A 17,741-nucleotide genomic window follows, 5' to 3' on the forward strand; every position below is an offset into this window, starting at 1 on the left:
GAACCGGCGGCCCCCTCGGGACTTCAGAAATCGATCAAGACGGCTTGCCGACTGACCTGCGGATTTGAGTGACAAACCCATGCCAAAACGTACAGACATTAAAAGCATCCTGATTCTCGGCGCTGGCCCGATCGTTATCGGCCAGGCCTGCGAATTCGACTACTCCGGCGCCCAGGCCTGTAAAGCCCTGCGCGAAGAGGGTTACCGCGTCATCCTGGTGAACTCCAACCCGGCCACCATCATGACCGACCCGGACATGGCCGACGCCACCTACATCGAGCCGATCAAGTGGCAGACCGTTGCCAAGATCATCGAAAAAGAGCGTCCGGATGCCGTGCTGCCAACCATGGGCGGCCAGACTGCTCTGAACTGTGCCCTGGACCTGGAGCGCGAAGGCGTTCTGGAGAAGTTCGGCGTAGAGATGATCGGTGCCAATGCCGACACCATCGACAAGGCTGAAGACCGCTCGCGTTTCGACAAGGCGATGAAAGCCATCGGCCTGGAATGCCCGCGTTCGGGTATCGCCCACAGCATGGAAGAAGCCAACGCGGTGCTCGAGCGCTTGGGCTTCCCGTGCATCATCCGTCCGTCCTTCACCATGGGCGGCACTGGTGGCGGTATCGCTTACAACCGTGAAGAGTTCGAAGAAATCTGCGCCCGTGGTCTGGACCTGTCGCCAACCAAAGAGCTGCTGATCGACGAATCGCTGATCGGCTGGAAAGAATATGAAATGGAAGTTGTCCGCGACAAAAAGGACAACTGCATCATCGTCTGCTCGATCGAAAACTTCGACCCGATGGGCGTGCACACCGGTGACTCTATCACCGTTGCTCCAGCTCAGACCCTGACCGACAAGGAATACCAGATCCTGCGTAACGCCTCGCTGGCGGTACTGCGTGAGATCGGCGTCGAGACCGGTGGTTCCAACGTTCAGTTCGGTATCTGCCCGGACACCGGCCGCATGGTCGTGATCGAGATGAACCCGCGTGTATCCCGCTCGTCGGCTCTGGCCTCGAAAGCCACCGGTTTCCCGATCGCCAAGATCGCGGCCAAGCTGGCCGTCGGTTACACCCTCGACGAATTGCAGAACGACATCACCGGCGGCCGTACCCCGGCGTCCTTCGAGCCGTCCATCGACTACGTCGTGACCAAGCTGCCGCGCTTCGCTTTCGAGAAGTTCGCCAACGCTGACGCGCGCCTGACCACTCAGATGAAGTCGGTCGGTGAAGTCATGGCCATCGGCCGTACCTTCCAGGAATCCCTGCAGAAAGCCCTGCGCGGTCTGGAAGTGGGCGTTTGCGGTCTGGACGAGAAGGTCGATCTGAGCAACCCGGAAAGCATGAGCGTGCTCAAGCGCGAGCTGACCGTGCCGGGCGCCGAGCGTATCTGGTACGTGGCGGACGCCTTCCGCGCCGGCATGACCGTCGAAGAAATCTTCGGCATGAACATGATCGATCCGTGGTTCCTGGTGCAGATCGAAGATCTGATCAAGGACGAAGAGAAGGTCAAGACCCTCGGTCTGTCCGCTATCGACCGCGATCTGATGTACAAGCTCAAGCGTAAAGGTTTCTCCGACCAGCGTCTGGCCAAGCTGCTGGGCGTCACCGAGAAGAACCTGCGTACTCACCGCCACAAGCTGGAAGTGTTCCCGGTCTACAAGCGCGTCGACACTTGCGCGGCCGAGTTCGCCACCGACACCGCCTACCTGTACTCGACCTACGAGGAAGAGTGCGAAGCCGCGCCGTCCGGTCGCGACAAGATCATCATCCTCGGCGGTGGCCCGAACCGTATCGGTCAGGGCATCGAGTTCGACTACTGCTGCGTTCACGCGGCACTGGCGCTGCGCGATGACGGTTACGAGACCATCATGGTCAACTGCAACCCGGAAACCGTTTCCACTGACTACGACACTTCCGACCGTCTGTACTTCGAGCCGGTGACCCTGGAAGACGTGCTGGAAATCTGCCGCGTCGAGAAGCCGAAAGGCGTGATCGTCCAGTACGGCGGCCAGACGCCTCTGAAGCTGGCTCGCGCCCTGGAAGCAGCCGGCGTGCCGATCATCGGCACCAGCCCTGATGCCATCGACCGCGCCGAAGACCGTGAGCGCTTCCAGCAAATGGTCGAGCGCCTGAACCTGCGTCAGCCGCCAAACGCCACCGTGCGCAGCGAAGACGAAGCTGTTCGCGCCGCTGCGAAGATCGGTTACCCGCTGGTGGTGCGTCCGTCCTACGTACTGGGCGGTCGGGCGATGGAAATCGTCTACAAGGAAGAAGAGCTCAAGCGTTACCTGCGTGACGCGGTGCAAGTGTCGAACGACAGCCCGGTGCTGCTCGACCACTTCCTCAACTGCGCCATCGAGATGGACGTGGATGCGGTCTGCGACGGCAAGGACGTCGTGATCGGCGCGATCATGCAGCACATCGAACAGGCGGGCGTTCACTCCGGTGACTCCGCGTGCTCGCTGCCGCCGTATTCGCTGCCGGCGCACATCCAGGACGAAATGCGTGAACAGGTCAAGAAAATGGCCCTGGAACTGGGCGTGGTCGGCCTGATGAACGTTCAGTTGGCGCTGCAAGGCGAAGACATCTACGTCATCGAAGTCAACCCGCGTGCTTCCCGTACCGTACCTTTCGTGTCCAAGTGCATCGGTATTTCCCTGGCAATGGTCGCGGCTCGCGTGATGGCCGGTAAAACCCTGAAGGAAATCGGCTTCACCAAGGAAATCATTCCGAACTTCTACAGCGTGAAAGAGGCGGTGTTCCCGTTCGCCAAATTCCCTGGCGTTGACCCGATCCTCGGCCCTGAGATGAAGTCCACCGGTGAAGTGATGGGCGTCGGCGACACCTTCGGCGAAGCCTTCGCCAAAGCCCAGATGGGCGCCAGCGAAGTGCTGCCGACCGGCGGTACCGCGTTCATCAGCGTCCGCGATGATGACAAGCCACTGGTTGCAGGCGTGGCCCGTGATCTGATCAACTTGGGCTTCGAAGTCGTCGCCACCGCCGGCACTGCCAAGCTGATCGAAGCCGCAGGCCTGAAAGTGCGTCGCGTGAACAAGGTGACCGAGGGGCGTCCGCATGTGGTCGACATGATCAAGAATGACGAAGTCACTCTGATCATCAACACCACCGAAGGTCGTCAATCGATCGCCGATTCCTATTCCATTCGCCGTAACGCCTTGCAGCACAAGATTTACTGCACCACCACCATTGCTGCTGGCGAAGCTATCTGTGAAGCGCTGAAGTTCGGTCCCGAGAAGACCGTACGCCGCTTGCAGGATCTACACGCAGGATTGAAGGCATGAATAAATACCCAATGACCGTCCAGGGCTCCAAGGCCCTGGAAGAAGAGCATGCTCACCTGACCAAGGTCGTTCGTCCGAAGCTCAGCCAGGACATCGGTACGGCCCGCGAGTTGGGTGACTTGAAGGAAAACGCTGAATACCATGCCGCCCGCGAACAGCAGGGCATGGTCGAAGCGCGGATCCGTGACATCGAAGGTCGCCTGCAGAACGCGGTGATCATTGATGTGACGACCATTCCGCACACCGGCAAAGTGATTTTCGGCACCACCGTCGAAATCGCCAACGTCGAGACTGATGAAAGCGTCACTTACCAGATCGTGGGTGAGGACGAAGCGGACATCAAGCTCGGCAAGATTTCGGTAGGTTCGCCAATCGCCCGCGCCTTGATTGCCAAGGAAGAGGGCGATACGGTCGTCGTGAAAACGCCAGGTGGCGATATCGAGTACGAGATTGTCGAAGTCCGTCACATCTGAGGGTGGGCGCCCGTTGCGTGCGGGCGCGATGCTCTGGCAACTGGCCCAGATGTTGTGGGTCGGCGGCCTGTGGCTGGTACACCTCGGTCTGCGGCCGGTGCTGGGTCAGATTGGCCTGGCTCCGCTGCTGATCGATGAGGTTGCAAGTACGTTTGAAGTGGCGGTAGTGGGTTTTGCCGTCGCGTGCGTGATATTTCAGGCTTTGGTGCTGGTACAGGCCGAGGGCCTTGCCAGTCTATGGCGGGATTTTCGCGGGCAGGTGTTGCTGATGGCGTTGTATGCGTGTGCGATGTTTGTCGCAGTGCGTGTCGGCTGGCCGGATGCGCATCGCTGGCAGGTGTTCAGCTTTCTTGTGTTGGGTTTTTCCGGGTTGGTGCTGGTATTGCAGCCGGTGCCGGGATGGAGTGGCAGGGTGCGCGAAGCACACCCTTGACCCTTGCCATCACTTGAAGCGATGGACGTTCGACAGTTGCTTGTTGACGCTGAAGTTCTTGCGGTAAATCAGTGCCATCTTGCCGATGACTTGAACCAGATCGGCCTTGCCGGTCTTGCACAGCTCTGCAACGGACGCCAGGCGCGCCTCGCGATCGAGGATGTTGAGCTTGATCTTGATCAGTTCGTGATCTGCCAATGCGCGTTCGAGTTCGGCTAAAACACCCTCAGTCAAACCGTTGTCAGCCACAGTCAGAACTGGTTTCAGGTGGTGACCAATGGATTTGTACTGTTTCTTCTGCTCTGGAGTGAGCGGCATAATCTGACCCTTTCGTCTGGATTCTGTAAAATGGCGGCCATTTTACCCGAGGGCTCGTGGATCCGCCCAATTAATCACGACCCTAATCAACGAGGTGCCCAATGGCGCGTTCCAAGACAAGCCTTGGTTGGCTGAAAAGACATGTCAATGATCCCTATGTGAAGCAAGCGCAGAAGGATGGCTACCGCTCGCGTGCGAGTTACAAGCTTCTGGAGATCCAGGAGAAATACAAACTGATCCGTCCGGGCATGAACGTCGTCGACCTGGGCGCGGCGCCTGGCGGCTGGTCGCAGGTCACCAGCCGGCTGATCGGTGGTCAGGGGCGACTGATCGCCTCGGACATCCTGGAAATGGACAGCATCCCGGACGTGACTTTCATCCAGGGTGACTTCACCGAGGATGCAGTGCTCGCTCAGATCCTTGAGGCTGTGGGTAATTCGCAGGTGGACCTTGTGATTTCCGATATGGCCCCCAATATGAGTGGTACGCCTGAAGTGGACATGCCAAAAGCCATGTTCCTTTGCGAGCTGGCGCTTGATCTGGCGGAACGGATACTCAAGCCGGGTGGCAATTTCGTGATCAAGATTTTTCAGGGCGAAGGGTTCGATGTCTACCTGAAGGATGCTCGCAAGAAGTTCGACAAGATCCAGATGATCAAGCCGGACTCCTCTCGTGGCAGCTCTCGTGAGCAATATATGCTGGCATGGGGCTACCGCGGTCGTAGCGAGTAAAACGAGGTTTTTTGGCGGGGTGATAGGTTTTTCGTATTTCGCCCCGCGCGCATAAGCGAATATTGTGTAGAAAGTGTTTCACAAAGGGTTACAGACGGCGCCTGCCAGAGCTGTAGGTAATGTAGTAAGTTAGGCCGGTGAATATCATGCGAAGCGCGCGCCAGTAGCGGAGCTTGCTTCAGAGGGTAGTTAATTGAACGATATGGCAAAGAATCTGATCCTGTGGTTGATCATCGCGGCAGTCTTGGTGACGGTGATGAACAACTTCTCCAGCCCTAACGAGCCGCAGACCCTCAACTATTCCGACTTCATCCAGCAGGTCAAGGATGGCAAGGTCGAGCGCGTGGCCGTCGACGGCTACGTGATTACCGGCAAGCGCAACGATGGCGACAGCTTCAAGACCATTCGTCCGGCAATCCAGGACAATGGCTTGATCGGCGACCTGGTCGACAACCACGTCGTGGTCGAAGGCAAGCAGCCTGAGCAGCAAAGTATCTGGACCCAGCTTCTGGTAGCCAGCTTCCCGATCCTGGTGATCATCGCGGTGTTCATGTTCTTCATGCGCCAGATGCAGGGCGGCGCTGGCGGCAAGGGCGGGCCGATGAGCTTCGGCAAGAGCAAGGCGCGTCTGCTGTCCGAAGATCAGGTGAAAACCACACTGGCTGACGTTGCCGGTTGCGACGAAGCCAAGGAAGAAGTGGGTGAACTGGTCGAGTTCCTCCGTGATCCGGGCAAGTTCCAGCGCCTGGGCGGCCGCATTCCTCGCGGCGTGCTGATGGTTGGTCCTCCGGGTACCGGTAAAACCTTGCTGGCCAAGGCGATTGCCGGTGAAGCCAAGGTGCCGTTCTTCACCATTTCCGGTTCCGACTTCGTCGAAATGTTCGTCGGTGTCGGTGCCAGCCGCGTTCGTGACATGTTCGAACAGGCCAAGAAACACGCACCATGCATCATCTTCATCGACGAGATCGACGCCGTTGGTCGCCATCGTGGCGCCGGTATGGGCGGCGGTCACGACGAGCGCGAACAGACTCTCAACCAGTTGCTGGTCGAGATGGACGGTTTCGAAATGAATGACGGCATCATCGTCATCGCCGCGACCAACCGTCCTGACGTGCTGGACCCTGCTTTGCTGCGTCCGGGTCGTTTCGACCGTCAGGTGGTGGTCGGCTTGCCGGACATCCGTGGTCGCGAGCAGATCCTCAAGGTTCACATGCGTAAAGTGCCAATGGGTGATGACGTTGCTCCGGCTGTTATCGCACGTGGTACTCCGGGTTTCTCCGGCGCCGACCTGGCGAACCTGGTCAACGAGGCTTCGCTGTTTGCTGCCCGTGCCGGCAAGCGCATCGTCGAAATGAAAGAATTCGAACTGGCCAAAGACAAGATCATGATGGGCGCCGAGCGCAAATCCATGGTCATGTCCGAGAAGGAAAAGCAGAACACCGCTTATCACGAAGCAGGCCACGCCATTGTCGGTCGCGTCGTGCCCGAGCATGATCCTGTCTACAAGGTGTCGATCATCCCCCGCGGTCGTGCGTTGGGTGTGACCATGTTTCTGCCGGAAGAAGATCGTTACAGCCTGTCCAAGCGTGCGCTGATCAGTCAGATCTGCTCGCTGTACGGCGGCCGTATTGCTGAAGAGATGACTTTGGGCTTTGACGGTGTGACGACTGGTGCTTCCAACGACATCATGCGTGCGAGTCAGATTGCGCGGAACATGGTGACCAAGTGGGGTCTGTCGGAAAAACTCGGTCCGTTGATGTACGCCGAAGAAGAGGGGGAAGTATTCCTCGGTCGCGGCGGTGGCGGTCAGAATGCCAGCTTCTCCGGTGAGACAGCCAAGCTGATCGACTCTGAAGTACGCAGCATCATCGATCAGTGCTACGGCACGGCCAAACAGATCCTCACGGACAACCGCGACAAGCTCGATGCCATGGCGGATGCACTGATGAAGTACGAGACGATCGATGCCGAGCAGATCGACGACATCATGGCTGGTCGTACACCTCGCGAGCCTCGCGATTGGTCGGGCGGCACCGGTACTGGCACACCGCCTGTCATTCAGGGTGAGCGTCCGGAAACACCGATTGGCGGTCCGGCTGCCGACGTTTAAGGTTTGAAATGACTTCTGTACAGTCCCTGACCCGGTTGCCTTGCGGCAACCGGGTTCTTGATTTGGCCCGGACGCATGTCATGGGCATTCTCAATGTCACTCCTGATTCTTTTTCCGACGGTGGCCGATACAGCCAGCTCGACGCGGCCTTGCGTCATGCCGAAGCCATGGTTGCGGCGGGTGCAACGCTGATCGATGTGGGCGGCGAGTCGACCCGCCCGGGCGCGCGGGCGGTTTCTCCGTTGGAGGAGCTGGAACGTGTCGCTCCCGTCGTCGAGCTTATCAATCGCGAACTGGATGTGGTCATATCGGTCGATACGTCCACTCCGGCGGTCATGCGCGAAACAGCGCGTTTGGGTGCTGGCTTGATCAACGACGTTCGTTCGCTACGGCGGGATGGCGCGCTTGATGCGGCGGCGGCCACGGGATTGCCCGTGTGCCTGATGCACATGCTCGGCGAGCCTGGCGATATGCAGGATGATCCGCGTTATCAGGATGTCACCCGGGAAGTGGGCGAATTTCTTGCCGAACGCATGGCTCAGTGCGAGGAGGCAGGCATTCCGGCCGAGCGGATCATTCTTGATCCGGGCTTCGGCTTCGCCAAAACCCTGCAGCACAATTTAAGCTTGTTCAAGCATATGGAAGCCCTGCATGCGTTGGGGCGGCCGCTATTGGTGGGCGTTTCGCGCAAAAGCATGATCGGCCATGCATTGAATCGCCCCGTGGGTGAGCGTCTGTATGGCGGTTTGGCACTGGCTGCACTGGCATCGGTGAAAGGCGCGCGTATATTGCGCGTCCATGATGTGGCGGAAACGGTGGACGTGGTGCGAATGCTCGCAGCCGTGGAATCAGCCGAATAAGAATGATGGAGCACTTATGAGCAAGAAATATTTTGGTACCGACGGGATTCGTGGTCGCGTCGGGGAATACCCGATTACTCCGGACTTCATGCTTAAGCTCGGCTGGGCTGCCGGTATGGCCTTTCGCAAGATGGGTGCCTGCAAGGTGCTGGTCGGCAAGGACACGCGGATTTCCGGCTACATGTTCGAATCGGCACTTGAGGCTGGTCTGACATCTGCGGGCGCCGATGTAATGCTGCTCGGTCCGATGCCGACTCCGGCCATCGCCTACCTGTCGCGTACATTCCAGGCTGAGGCCGGAATCGTGATCAGTGCATCACACAATCCGCATGACGATAACGGCATCAAGTTTTTCTCCGGCAAGGGCACCAAGCTGCCCGATGAGCTGGAACTGATGATCGAGGAATTGCTCGATACGCCAATGACTGTTGTGGAGTCGAGCAAGATTGGCAAGGTGTCGCGAATCAATGATGCGTCCGGTCGCTATATCGAGTTTTGCAAGAGCTCTGTGCCGACCGGCACCAGTTTTTCCGGACTGAAGATTGTCATCGACTGCGCGCACGGTGCCACCTATAAAGTTGCGCCGAGTGTTTTCCGTGAGCTGGGTGCCGAGGTCGTCGTTCTGTCGGCTCAGCCGAACGGTCTGAACATCAATGACAACTGTGGCTCCACGCACATGGGGCAATTGCAGGCGGCGGTGTTGTCCGAGCATGCGGATCTGGGTATCGCCTTCGATGGTGATGGTGATCGGGTGCTGATGGTCGACCACACCGGGGCGATAGTCGATGGTGACGAGCTGATTTTCATCATCGCGCGCGATCTGCATGAGCGAGGCAAATTGCAGGGCGGTGTGGTCGGTACGCTGATGAGCAATCTGGGTCTGGAGTTGGCTCTGGCGGATCTGGGTATTCCTTTTTTGCGTGCAAATGTCGGCGACCGCTATGTGATTGCCGAATTGCTGGAGCGCGATTGGCTGGTCGGGGGCGAGAACTCCGGACATGTCGTTTGCTTCAACCACACGACGACTGGCGATGCGATCATTGCGGCGTTGCAGGTGCTGATGGCATTGAAAACACGCAACGAAGGTCTGGCGCAAACTCGTCAGGCCCTGCGTAAGTGTCCTCAAGTGCTGATCAACGTGCGCTTCGGCGGTGGCGACAGCCCGCTGGAGCACCCGGCTGTCAAGGAGGCGAGCGCACGCGTAACCCAGGCTATGGCGGGGCGCGGGCGTGTGCTTTTGCGCAAGTCCGGGACAGAGCCTCTGGTACGTGTGATGGTCGAAGGCGAGGACGAAATCCAGGTTCGTGGCTATGCCGAAGAACTGGCAAAACTGGTAACTGAAGTTTCTGCCTGATTCGGCTTGCCAGCCATGATTGTGTTGGGTAACATCTGCGCCCACTTTGACCGACGAGGTACAGCATGCGTCGCCCTATGGTAGCTGGTAACTGGAAGATGCACGGTACCCGCGCCAGCGTCGCTGAGCTGATCAACGGCCTTCGTCATCTGGCCTTGCCAAGCGGTGTTGATGTCGCGGTATTCCCGCCTTGCTTGTATATCAATCAAGTGATTGATGGCTTGAAAGGCAAATCGATCTCGGTCGGTGCGCAGAATTCTGCGGTGGAGTCCATGCAAGGTGCGTTGACAGGCGAGATTGCGCCGAGTCAGTTGGTGGATGCAGGTTGTTCCCTGGTGCTTGTCGGGCACTCCGAACGCCGCCAGATCATGGGTGAGCGAGACGGAATGCTGAATCGCAAGTTCGCAGCGGCACAGGCATGTGGCTTGATTCCGGTGTTGTGTGTAGGGGAGACCCTGGAGCAGCGCGAAGCCGGAAAGACTCTTGAGGTTGTCGGGCGTCAGCTGGGCAGTATCATCGAGGAGCTGGGTGTCGGTGCTTTTGCCAACGCAGTGATCGCTTACGAGCCGGTCTGGGCGATTGGTACCGGGCTGACTGCAACGCCGCAACAGGCTCAGGATGTGCATAAAGCCATTCGCGAGCAGTTGGCGGCAGAGAATTCTGAAGTGGCACGAGGTGTGCGGCTTCTATACGGCGGCAGCGTGAAGGCGGCCAATGCGGTCGAACTGTTCGGCATGCCGGATATCGATGGGGGGCTCATTGGTGGAGCTTCCCTGAATGCAGATGAGTTCGGTGCGATTTGTCGCGCCGCGGGAAACTGAAAAAATGCTGGAAACAGTCGTAGTCGTTTTTCATCTGCTGGGTGCATTGGGCGTAGTTGCTCTGGTTTTGCTGCAGCAGGGTAAAGGTGCGGACGCTGGCGCGTCTTTCGGAGCAGGTGCTTCAAATACTGTGTTCGGAAGCCAAGGTTCCTCTACCTTTCTTAGTAAGTTTACTGCTATACTTGCCGCCGGTTTCTTCATAACCAGCTTGGGGTTAGGATACTTTGCTAAAGAGAAGGCTCATCAGCTGACTCAAGCAGGTTTGCCAAACCCGGCAGTGTTGGAAGTTCCAAAGCAACAACCGGCTTCTGATGATGTCCCGGTGCTTCAAGAGCAAAAGTCGGCTACTCCAGCGACTGACGTACCTCCAGCTCAAGAGCAGAAGTAAGAAGGGTTTCAAACGTAGTATTGCCGAGGTGGTGGAATTGGTAGACACGCAACCTTGAGGTGGTTGTGCCCATAGGGTGTAGGGGTTCGAGTCCCCTTCTCGGTACCAATTAGTCAGGAGAGCCCGCTGTTGCGGGCTTTCTTGCAGGTGGAAGGTTACATTGACCCTAAAAGGGATCGGTCGTATACTTCCGCCCCAGCTTTGTCGCGGGGTGGAGCAGTCTGGTAGCTCGTCGGGCTCATAACCCGAAGGTCGTCGGTTCAAATCCGGCCCCCGCAACCAGTTTAAGGAGCCCCTTTTAAGGGGCTTTTTGTTAGCTGGACACTTTCAACGCCGCTGTTCGACGGCGTTTCAAGGATGGGCGTTTCGCCCATTTTTTTATTTTGCATAGCATGCACATACATGCACGAGGGGGTTCAGGTGTCGAGCAAGCTAGAAGAGTTGCAGGCCTTGCTGGCCCCGGTGGTCGTGGCCCTAGGCTATGAATGCTGGGGTATTGAGTTTTCGGCTCAAGGTCGCCACTCAATGTTGCGCGTTTATATCGATAAGGAAGGCGGCGTACTGGTGGACGATTGTGCCATCGTCAGCCGTCAGATCAGCGGTGTGCTGGATGTTGAAGATCCGATCTCCGTTGAATACACCCTTGAAGTTTCCTCGCCAGGCATGGAACGCCCACTGTTCACTCTTGAGCAGTTTGCCAAATATGTCGGTGAACAAGTGAAGATCAAGCTGCGCTCGCCTTTTGAAGGTCGACGCAACTTTCAGGGCCTTCTGCGCGGTGTAGAAGAACAGGACGTCGTGGTGCAGGTAGATGACCATGAGTTCCTGTTGCCGATCGATATGATCGACAAGGCCAACATTATTCCCAGTTTTGACTGAGACGCGGATCCCGCGGATCCAATGGCTTGCGAAAGGCGAGGCGTACGATGAGCAAAGAAGTACTGCTGGTTGTTGAGTCGGTATCCAATGAAAAGGGTGTACCGGCAAGCGTAATTTTTGAAGCGCTGGAGCTGGCTCTGGCCACTGCTACCAAAAAGCGTTTTGAAGACGAAGTTGATCTGCGTGTGGAAATCAACCGCCACACCGGTTCTTACGAAACTTTCCGTCGCTGGACGGTCGTCGAAGAGAATGATCTTGATGATCCGGCCATCGAAACCTGGCCGAGCAAGGTTGCTGAAACGCACCCTGGCGCCAAGGTTGGCGACGTCGTTGAAGAAAAGATCGAGTCCATCGAGTTCGGCCGCATCGCTGCGCAGACCGCCAAGCAGGTCATCGTGCAGAAAGTGCGCGAAGCCGAGCGCGCTCAAGTGGTTGACGCTTATCGCGAGCGCCTGGGAGAAATCATCTCCGGCACCGTGAAGAAAGTGACCCGCGACAACGTGATCGTCGACCTGGGTAATAACGCTGAAGCGTTGCTGGCCCGTGAAGACATCATCTCTCGCGAAACCTTCCGTGTTGGCGTGCGTCTGCGTGCGCTGCTCAAGGAAATCCGCACCGAGAACCGCGGCCCTCAGCTGATCCTGTCGCGTACCGCGCCGGAAATGCTGATCGAGCTGTTCCGTATCGAAGTGCCGGAAATCGCTGAAGGCCTGATCGAAGTGATGGCCGCCTCCCGTGATCCGGGTTCGCGTGCCAAGATCGCTGTCCGCTCCAAGGACAAACGCATCGACCCGCAGGGCGCGTGCATCGGTATGCGCGGTTCGCGCGTCCAGGCCGTGTCGGGCGAGTTGGGTGGCGAGCGTGTCGATATCGTCCTGTGGGACGACAACCCGGCGCAGTTCGTGATCAATGCCATGTCGCCGGCAGAAGTGGCGGCCATCATCGTTGACGAAGATGCCCATGCCATGGACATCGCCGTTGGCGCAGACAATCTGGCTCAGGCCATCGGTCGTGGTGGTCAGAACGTGCGTCTGGCGAGCCAGCTGACTGGCTGGACCCTGAACGTGATGACCGAATCGGACATCCAGGCTAAGCAACAAGCGGAAACCGGCGACATCCTGCGCAACTTTATCGACGAGCTGGAAGTCGACGAAGAACTGGCTCAGGTGCTGGTAGACGAAGGCTTCACCAGCCTGGAAGAGATTGCCTACGTACCGTTGGAAGAAATGCTCAACATCGACGGCTTTGACGAGGACATCGTCAACGAGCTTCGCGCTCGTGCCAAGGATCGCTTGTTGACCAAAGCCATCGCTACTGAGGAAAAGCTGGCAGACGCCCATCCGGCCGAAGACCTGCTCTCGCTTGAGGGTATGGACAAGGATTTGGCGATGGAACTGGCGGTGCGCGGCGTAATTACCCGCGAAGACCTGGCCGAGCAGTCTATTGACGATCTGCTCGACATCGACGGCATTGACGATGATCGTGCCGGCAAGTTGATCATGGCCGCCCGAGCCCACTGGTTCGAGTAATTAGGCGCGGCCTGAGGAGAGAAGTGCATGACGCAAGTCACGGTGAAACAACTGGCCGATGAGGTCAAAACACCGGTAGAGCGCCTGTTGCAGCAGATGCGTGAGGCAGGTCTGCCGCACACCGCCGCCGAAGAAAATGTGACTGACAGTGAGAAGCAATCCCTGCTGACCCACTTGAAAAGCAGCCACAAGGCGAAAGTGGAAGAACCACGCAAGATCACGCTGCAGCGTAAAACCACCAGCACCCTGCGTGTGGCTGGCAGCAAAAGCATCAGCGTTGAAGTCCGCAAGAAGAAAGTTTTCGTACAGCGTAGCCCGGAAGAAATCGAAGCCGAGCGCAAGCGTGAACTGGATGAACGTCGCGCAGTAGAAAATGCTGCCCGTCAGAAGGCTGAAGAAGAAGCCCGCGTGCGCGCCGAAGAAGAAGCGCGTCGCCAGCCTGCTGCGCCGTCCGCTCCTGCCGAAGCCGTCGCTGCCCCTGCGCCAGTGGCCGAACCCGTGCGCGAAGCCGCGCCGGTTGTGGCTGCTGCGCCAGCTGCCGACACTCGCAAGCGTGACGAACAGCGCCGTCCGGACAAACCACGTGCTGACGACAACAACCGTCGTGGCGGTGGTGATGGCGAGCGCAAAAACGCTCCGCATCGCGCATCGGTCAAGGAAAAGGCTCCGGCTCCACGTGTGGCGCCACGCACTACCGACGAAGAAAGCGATGGCTTCCGTCGCGGCGGTCGCGGCAAGGCCAAGCTGAAGAAACGCAACGCCCACGGTTTCCAGAGCCCGACCGGCCCTGTCGTGCGTGAAGTGAAGATCGGCGAAACCATCACTGTTGGCGATCTCGCCCAGCAGATGTCGGTCAAGGCTGCCGAAATCATCAAGTTCATGTTCAAGCTGGGCACCCCGGCCACCATCAACCAGGTACTGGATCAGGAAACTGCCCAGCTGGTCGCAGAAGAACTGGGCCACAAAGTGACCCTGGTCAGCGACACCGCCCTGGAAGATTCCCTGGCCGAGTCCCTGAAGTTCGAAGGTGAAGCGGTTCCTCGTGCGCCGGTCGTGACCGTAATGGGTCACGTTGACCACGGTAAGACCTCGCTGCTCGACTACATCCGTCGTGCCAAGGTAGCTGCTGGCGAAGCCGGCGGTATCACCCAGCACATCGGTGCATACCACGTTGAAACCGAACGCGGCATGGTCACCTTCCTCGACACCCCTGGTCACGCCGCGTTTACCGCCATGCGTGCCCGTGGTGCCAAGGCGACCGACATCGTGATCCTGGTGGTTGCGGCGGACGACGGCGTGATGCCACAAACCATCGAAGCCGTTCAGCACGCTGTTGCTGCTGGCGTTCCGCTGGTGGTTGCGGTGAACAAGATCGACAAGCCGGGTGCTGATCTCGATCGCATCCGCAGCGAACTGTCGGCTCACGGCGTGACCTCTGAAGACTGGGGTGGCGACACTCCATTCGTTCCGGTTTCCGCGAAGATGGGTACCGGCGTCGACGAACTGCTTGAAGCTGTATTGCTGCAAGCCGAAGTTCTCGAACTGACCGCTACTCCTTCGGCTCCTGGCCGTGGCGTCGTGGTTGAGTCGCGCCTCGACAAGGGCCGTGGTCCGGTAGCCACCGTTCTGGTTCAGGACGGTACGCTGCGTCAAGGCGACATGGTGCTGGTCGGCTCGAACTATGGCCGCGTGCGCGCCATGCTCGACGAGAACGGCAAGCCGATCAAGGAAGCGGGTCCGGCCATTCCGGTCGAGATCCTCGGCCTGGACGGTACGCCTGACGCCGGCGACGAAATGAGCGTGGTTGCCGACGAGAAGAAAGCCCGTGAAGTGGCTCTGTTCCGTCAAGGCAAGTTCCGCGAAGTCAAACTGGCTCGCGCTCACGCCGGCAAGCTGGAAAACATCTTCGAAAGCATGGGCCAGGAAGAGAAGAAGACGCTCAACATCGTCCTCAAATCCGACGTCCGTGGTTCGCTGGAAGCCTTGCAGGGCGCTCTGAATGGCCTGGGCAACGACGAAGTGCAAGTGCGCGTGGTCGGTGGCGGTGTCGGTGGTATCACCGAATCCGACGCCAACCTGGCACTGGCTTCCAACGCTGTACTGTTCGGCTTCAACGTGCGTGCCGATGCCGGCGCACGGAAGATCGTCGAGCAGGAAGGTCTGGACATGCGTTACTACAACGTGATCTACGACATCATCGAAGACGTCAAGAAAGCCCTGACCGGTATGCTTGGTAGCGACGTTCGCGAGAACATCCTCGGTGTGGCCGAAGTCCGTGACGTGTTCCGTTCGCCGAAGTTTGGCGCGATCGCTGGTTGCATGGTGATCGAAGGTGTTGTGCACCGTAACCGTCCGATCCGTGTACTGCGTGAAGACATCGTGATCTTCGAAGGCGAGCTGGAATCCCTGCGCCGCTTCAAGGATGACGCTTCCGAAGTACGTGCCGGCATGGAATGCGGTATCGGCGTGAAGAGCTACAACGACGTCAAAGTCGGCGACAAGATCGAAGTCTTCGAGAAGGTTCAGGTTGCTCGCAGCCTCTGACTCGCGCACTTCAAGGGCCACGTCGGGCCGCCGCATGCAAGTGCGCGGCACGGCGTCAGGACTCTAAACGCAACGCCCGGTCTGGCTTTTGTCAGGCCGGGCGTTTGCCGCTTTCAGACCTTGCGGGTTTCACCGCAGGGCAGTAACAGGTAACAAATCATGGCAAAAGAATACAGCCGTACCCAACGTATCGGCGATCAGATGCAGCGTGAGCTGGCCCAGCTGATCCGTCGTGAAGTCAAAGACCCGCGCGTCGGCCTGGTCACCATTACCGCTGTGGAAGTCAGCCGTGACGTCGGTCACGCGAAGATCTTCATTACCGTGATGGGGCAGGACAACGCCGAAGACATCGCGCAAAGCATCAAGGTGCTCAACGCTGCCGCCGGTTTCCTGCGCATGCAGCTGGCCCGCGAAATGAAGCTGCGCAGCGTGCCGCAATTGCACTTCCACTACGACGAAAGCGTCGTGCGGGGTGCGCACCTGTCGGCCCTGATCGAGCGCGCCGTGGCTGAGGACAATCAGCACGTGGCTGCGGCAGAACCCGAAGACACCAAGGAGTAACTCGGTGGCTCAGGTCAAACGTATCCGTCGTAACGTCAGCGGCATCATCCTGCTCGACAAGCCGTTGGGGTTCACCTCCAACGCCGCGTTGCAGAAGGTTCGCTGGCTGCTCAACGCCGAGAAGGCCGGTCATACCGGCAGTCTCGATCCACTGGCTACCGGCGTGCTGCCGCTGTGCTTCGGTGAGGCGACCAAGTTCTCGCAGTACCTGCTCGATTCCGACAAGGGGTATGAAACCCTGGCGCAACTGGGCAAGACCACCACCACGGCGGACGCCGAAGGTGAGGTTTTGCAGGAGCGCCCGGTGACCGTTGGTCAGGCCGACATTGAAGCGGTTCTGCCGAAATTTCGTGGGCAAATCAGTCAGATACCGCCGATGTACTCCGCTCTCAAGCGTGATGGCCAGCCGCTGTACAAGTTGGCCCGTGCAGGCGAAGTAGTGGAGCGCGAACCGCGTTCTGTTACTATTGCGCGCTTGGAATTGCTGGCCTTCGAAGGCGATACTGCGCGACTCGCGGTGGATTGCAGCAAGGGCACCTATATTCGCACCCTGGTGGAGGATATCGGTGAGCAACTCGGTTGTGGTGCGTACGTCGCTGAACTGCGTCGTACCCAGGCCGGGCCTTTCACCCTGGCGCAGACCGTGACCCTCGAAGAGCTGGAAGCGGTACATGCCGAAGGCGGCAACGAAGCGGTCGACCGCTTCCTGATGCCATCGGACAGCGGCCTGCAGGATTGGCCGTTGCTGCAGTTCTCGGAAGCGAGCGCGTTCTACTGGCTCAACGGCCAGCCGGTACGTGCCCCGGATGCTCCGAAGTTCGGCATGGTGCGGGTACAGGATCACAACGGTCGCTTCATCGGTATCGGTGAAGTGAGCGAAGACGGGCGCATCGCGCCGCGTCGACTGATTCGGTCAGAATGACCGGAAACCGGTCTGTGTAAAAACAGGCCGGCGAGTGTGGCTGTCAACAGGCACGGTCACTACTCATTTATAGATACAGGGATTTGTCCCTGGCCTGTTGAAACTGTTTTTGAAACAGTTTCCTGATAAAAGGATTGCCTCATGGCTCTCGACGTTCAAGAAAAAGCTCAAATCGTTGCCGACTACCAGCAAGCTGTTGGTGACACTGGTTCGCCAGAAGTGCAAGTTGCACTGCTGACCGCCAACATCAACAAACTGCAAGGTCACTTCAAGGCCAACGGTAAAGACCACCACTCCCGTCGTGGTCTGATCCGCATGGTTAACCAGCGTCGCAAGCTGCTGGACTACCTGAAAGGCAAGGACGTGAGCCGTTACAGCGCTCTGATCGCTCGCCTGGGTCTGCGTCGCTAATCAGCGATTGCGCTATGAGGTTGGTTGTCTGTCAGACGTCAGCGGGTTTCCGCCGGCGTCCGGCAGGCTCCCAGCCTCAAGTTTTATCTGGATACACGTTTTACCC

16 protein-coding genes and 2 tRNA genes are annotated in these 17,741 nt (G+C 58.5%); 17 read left to right on the forward strand and 1 reads right to left on the reverse strand.

The features are described from left to right. Nucleotides 1-79 precede the first annotated feature (79 nt). Genes carB through CAG25_RS09995 form a run of 3 tightly spaced genes read left to right on the forward strand, consistent with a single transcriptional unit; the run spans nucleotide 80 to nucleotide 4,207 of the window. Nucleotides 80-3,301 carry a carbamoyl-phosphate synthase large subunit gene (gene carB / locus CAG25_RS09985; protein ID WP_039769162.1) on the forward strand — a complete coding sequence of 1,074 codons (3,222 nt, stop codon included), beginning with the start codon at nucleotides 80-82 and terminating at the stop codon, nucleotides 3,299-3,301. Then, nucleotides 3,298-3,774, forward strand: coding sequence for a transcription elongation factor GreA (gene greA, locus CAG25_RS09990; protein WP_007953757.1), 477 nt, complete (start codon nucleotides 3,298-3,300; stop codon nucleotides 3,772-3,774). The genes carB and greA overlap by 4 nt, the downstream gene beginning before the upstream one ends. A 28-nt stretch (nucleotides 3,775-3,802) precedes the next feature. Then, nucleotides 3,803-4,207, forward strand: coding sequence for an MFS transporter (locus CAG25_RS09995; protein WP_085611297.1), 405 nt, complete (start codon nucleotides 3,803-3,805; stop codon nucleotides 4,205-4,207). 9 nt (nucleotides 4,208-4,216) lie between these two features. On the opposite strand, the gene CAG25_RS10000 is transcribed toward CAG25_RS09995, so the two are convergent. Beyond that, on the reverse strand, nucleotides 4,217-4,525 hold the full coding sequence (locus tag CAG25_RS10000) for a YhbY family RNA-binding protein (RefSeq protein ID WP_007953753.1): 309 nt from the start codon (nucleotides 4,523-4,525) through the stop codon (nucleotides 4,217-4,219). A gap of 101 nt (nucleotides 4,526-4,626) precedes the next feature. On the opposite strand from CAG25_RS10000, the gene rlmE reads away from it, so the two are divergent. From rlmE to rpsO, 14 genes are all read left to right on the forward strand, one after another. Then, on the forward strand, nucleotides 4,627-5,256 hold the full coding sequence (rlmE, locus tag CAG25_RS10005) for a 23S rRNA (uridine(2552)-2'-O)-methyltransferase RlmE (RefSeq protein ID WP_007953751.1): 630 nt from the start codon (nucleotides 4,627-4,629) through the stop codon (nucleotides 5,254-5,256). 202 nt (nucleotides 5,257-5,458) lie between these two features. Next, entirely contained in the window at nucleotides 5,459-7,366 is a 1,908-nt protein-coding gene (ftsH, locus tag CAG25_RS10010) for an ATP-dependent zinc metalloprotease FtsH (protein ID WP_011332403.1), read from the forward strand. 8 nt (nucleotides 7,367-7,374) lie between these two features. Beyond that, on the forward strand, nucleotides 7,375-8,226 hold the full coding sequence (gene folP / locus CAG25_RS10015; protein WP_074691907.1) for a dihydropteroate synthase: 852 nt from the start codon (nucleotides 7,375-7,377) through the stop codon (nucleotides 8,224-8,226). Between the two features lie 16 nt (nucleotides 8,227-8,242). Continuing rightward, on the forward strand, nucleotides 8,243-9,580 hold the full coding sequence (glmM, locus tag CAG25_RS10020; protein ID WP_085611298.1) for a phosphoglucosamine mutase: 1,338 nt from the start codon (nucleotides 8,243-8,245) through the stop codon (nucleotides 9,578-9,580). A gap of 65 nt (nucleotides 9,581-9,645) precedes the next feature. Then, the gene (gene tpiA, locus CAG25_RS10025; RefSeq protein ID WP_007953744.1) at nucleotides 9,646-10,401 is read left to right on the forward strand and encodes a triose-phosphate isomerase; all 756 of its coding nucleotides are present in this window, start codon (nucleotides 9,646-9,648) and stop codon (nucleotides 10,399-10,401) included. Between the two features lie 4 nt (nucleotides 10,402-10,405). After that, nucleotides 10,406-10,789 (forward strand): preprotein translocase subunit SecG, encoded by a 384-nt coding sequence (gene secG, locus CAG25_RS10030; RefSeq protein WP_011332406.1) that lies wholly within the window; start codon nucleotides 10,406-10,408, stop codon nucleotides 10,787-10,789. Between the two features lie 22 nt (nucleotides 10,790-10,811). Further along, nucleotides 10,812-10,897, forward strand: a tRNA-Leu gene (locus CAG25_RS10035). A gap of 97 nt (nucleotides 10,898-10,994) precedes the next feature. After that, nucleotides 10,995-11,071, forward strand: a tRNA-Met gene (locus tag CAG25_RS10040). A 138-nt stretch (nucleotides 11,072-11,209) separates the two neighbouring features. Further along, on the forward strand, nucleotides 11,210-11,668 hold the full coding sequence (gene rimP / locus CAG25_RS10045) for a ribosome maturation factor RimP (RefSeq protein ID WP_039769696.1): 459 nt from the start codon (nucleotides 11,210-11,212) through the stop codon (nucleotides 11,666-11,668). Between the two features lie 47 nt (nucleotides 11,669-11,715). Beyond that, nucleotides 11,716-13,197 (forward strand): transcription termination factor NusA, encoded by a 1,482-nt coding sequence (gene nusA / locus CAG25_RS10050; protein ID WP_003221546.1) that lies wholly within the window; start codon nucleotides 11,716-11,718, stop codon nucleotides 13,195-13,197. 27 nt (nucleotides 13,198-13,224) lie between these two features. After that, a complete protein-coding gene (gene infB / locus CAG25_RS10055) occupies nucleotides 13,225-15,741 on the forward strand; it encodes a translation initiation factor IF-2 (protein ID WP_064593340.1) in 2,517 nt (838 codons plus the stop codon). A gap of 159 nt (nucleotides 15,742-15,900) precedes the next feature. Next, entirely contained in the window at nucleotides 15,901-16,302 is a 402-nt protein-coding gene (rbfA, locus tag CAG25_RS10060) for a 30S ribosome-binding factor RbfA (RefSeq protein WP_007953741.1), read from the forward strand. Between the two features lie 4 nt (nucleotides 16,303-16,306). Then, nucleotides 16,307-17,224, forward strand: coding sequence for a tRNA pseudouridine(55) synthase TruB (gene truB, locus CAG25_RS10065; protein WP_007953739.1), 918 nt, complete (start codon nucleotides 16,307-16,309; stop codon nucleotides 17,222-17,224). A gap of 141 nt (nucleotides 17,225-17,365) precedes the next feature. Further along, nucleotides 17,366-17,635 (forward strand): 30S ribosomal protein S15, encoded by a 270-nt coding sequence (rpsO, locus tag CAG25_RS10070; protein ID WP_011332409.1) that lies wholly within the window; start codon nucleotides 17,366-17,368, stop codon nucleotides 17,633-17,635. The last annotated feature ends 106 nt before the right edge of the window (nucleotides 17,636-17,741 follow it).

Source organism: Pseudomonas sp. B16(2017), from assembly GCF_002113205.1.
In the GTDB taxonomy this organism is placed as follows: domain Bacteria; phylum Pseudomonadota; class Gammaproteobacteria; order Pseudomonadales; family Pseudomonadaceae; genus Aquipseudomonas; species Aquipseudomonas pharyngis.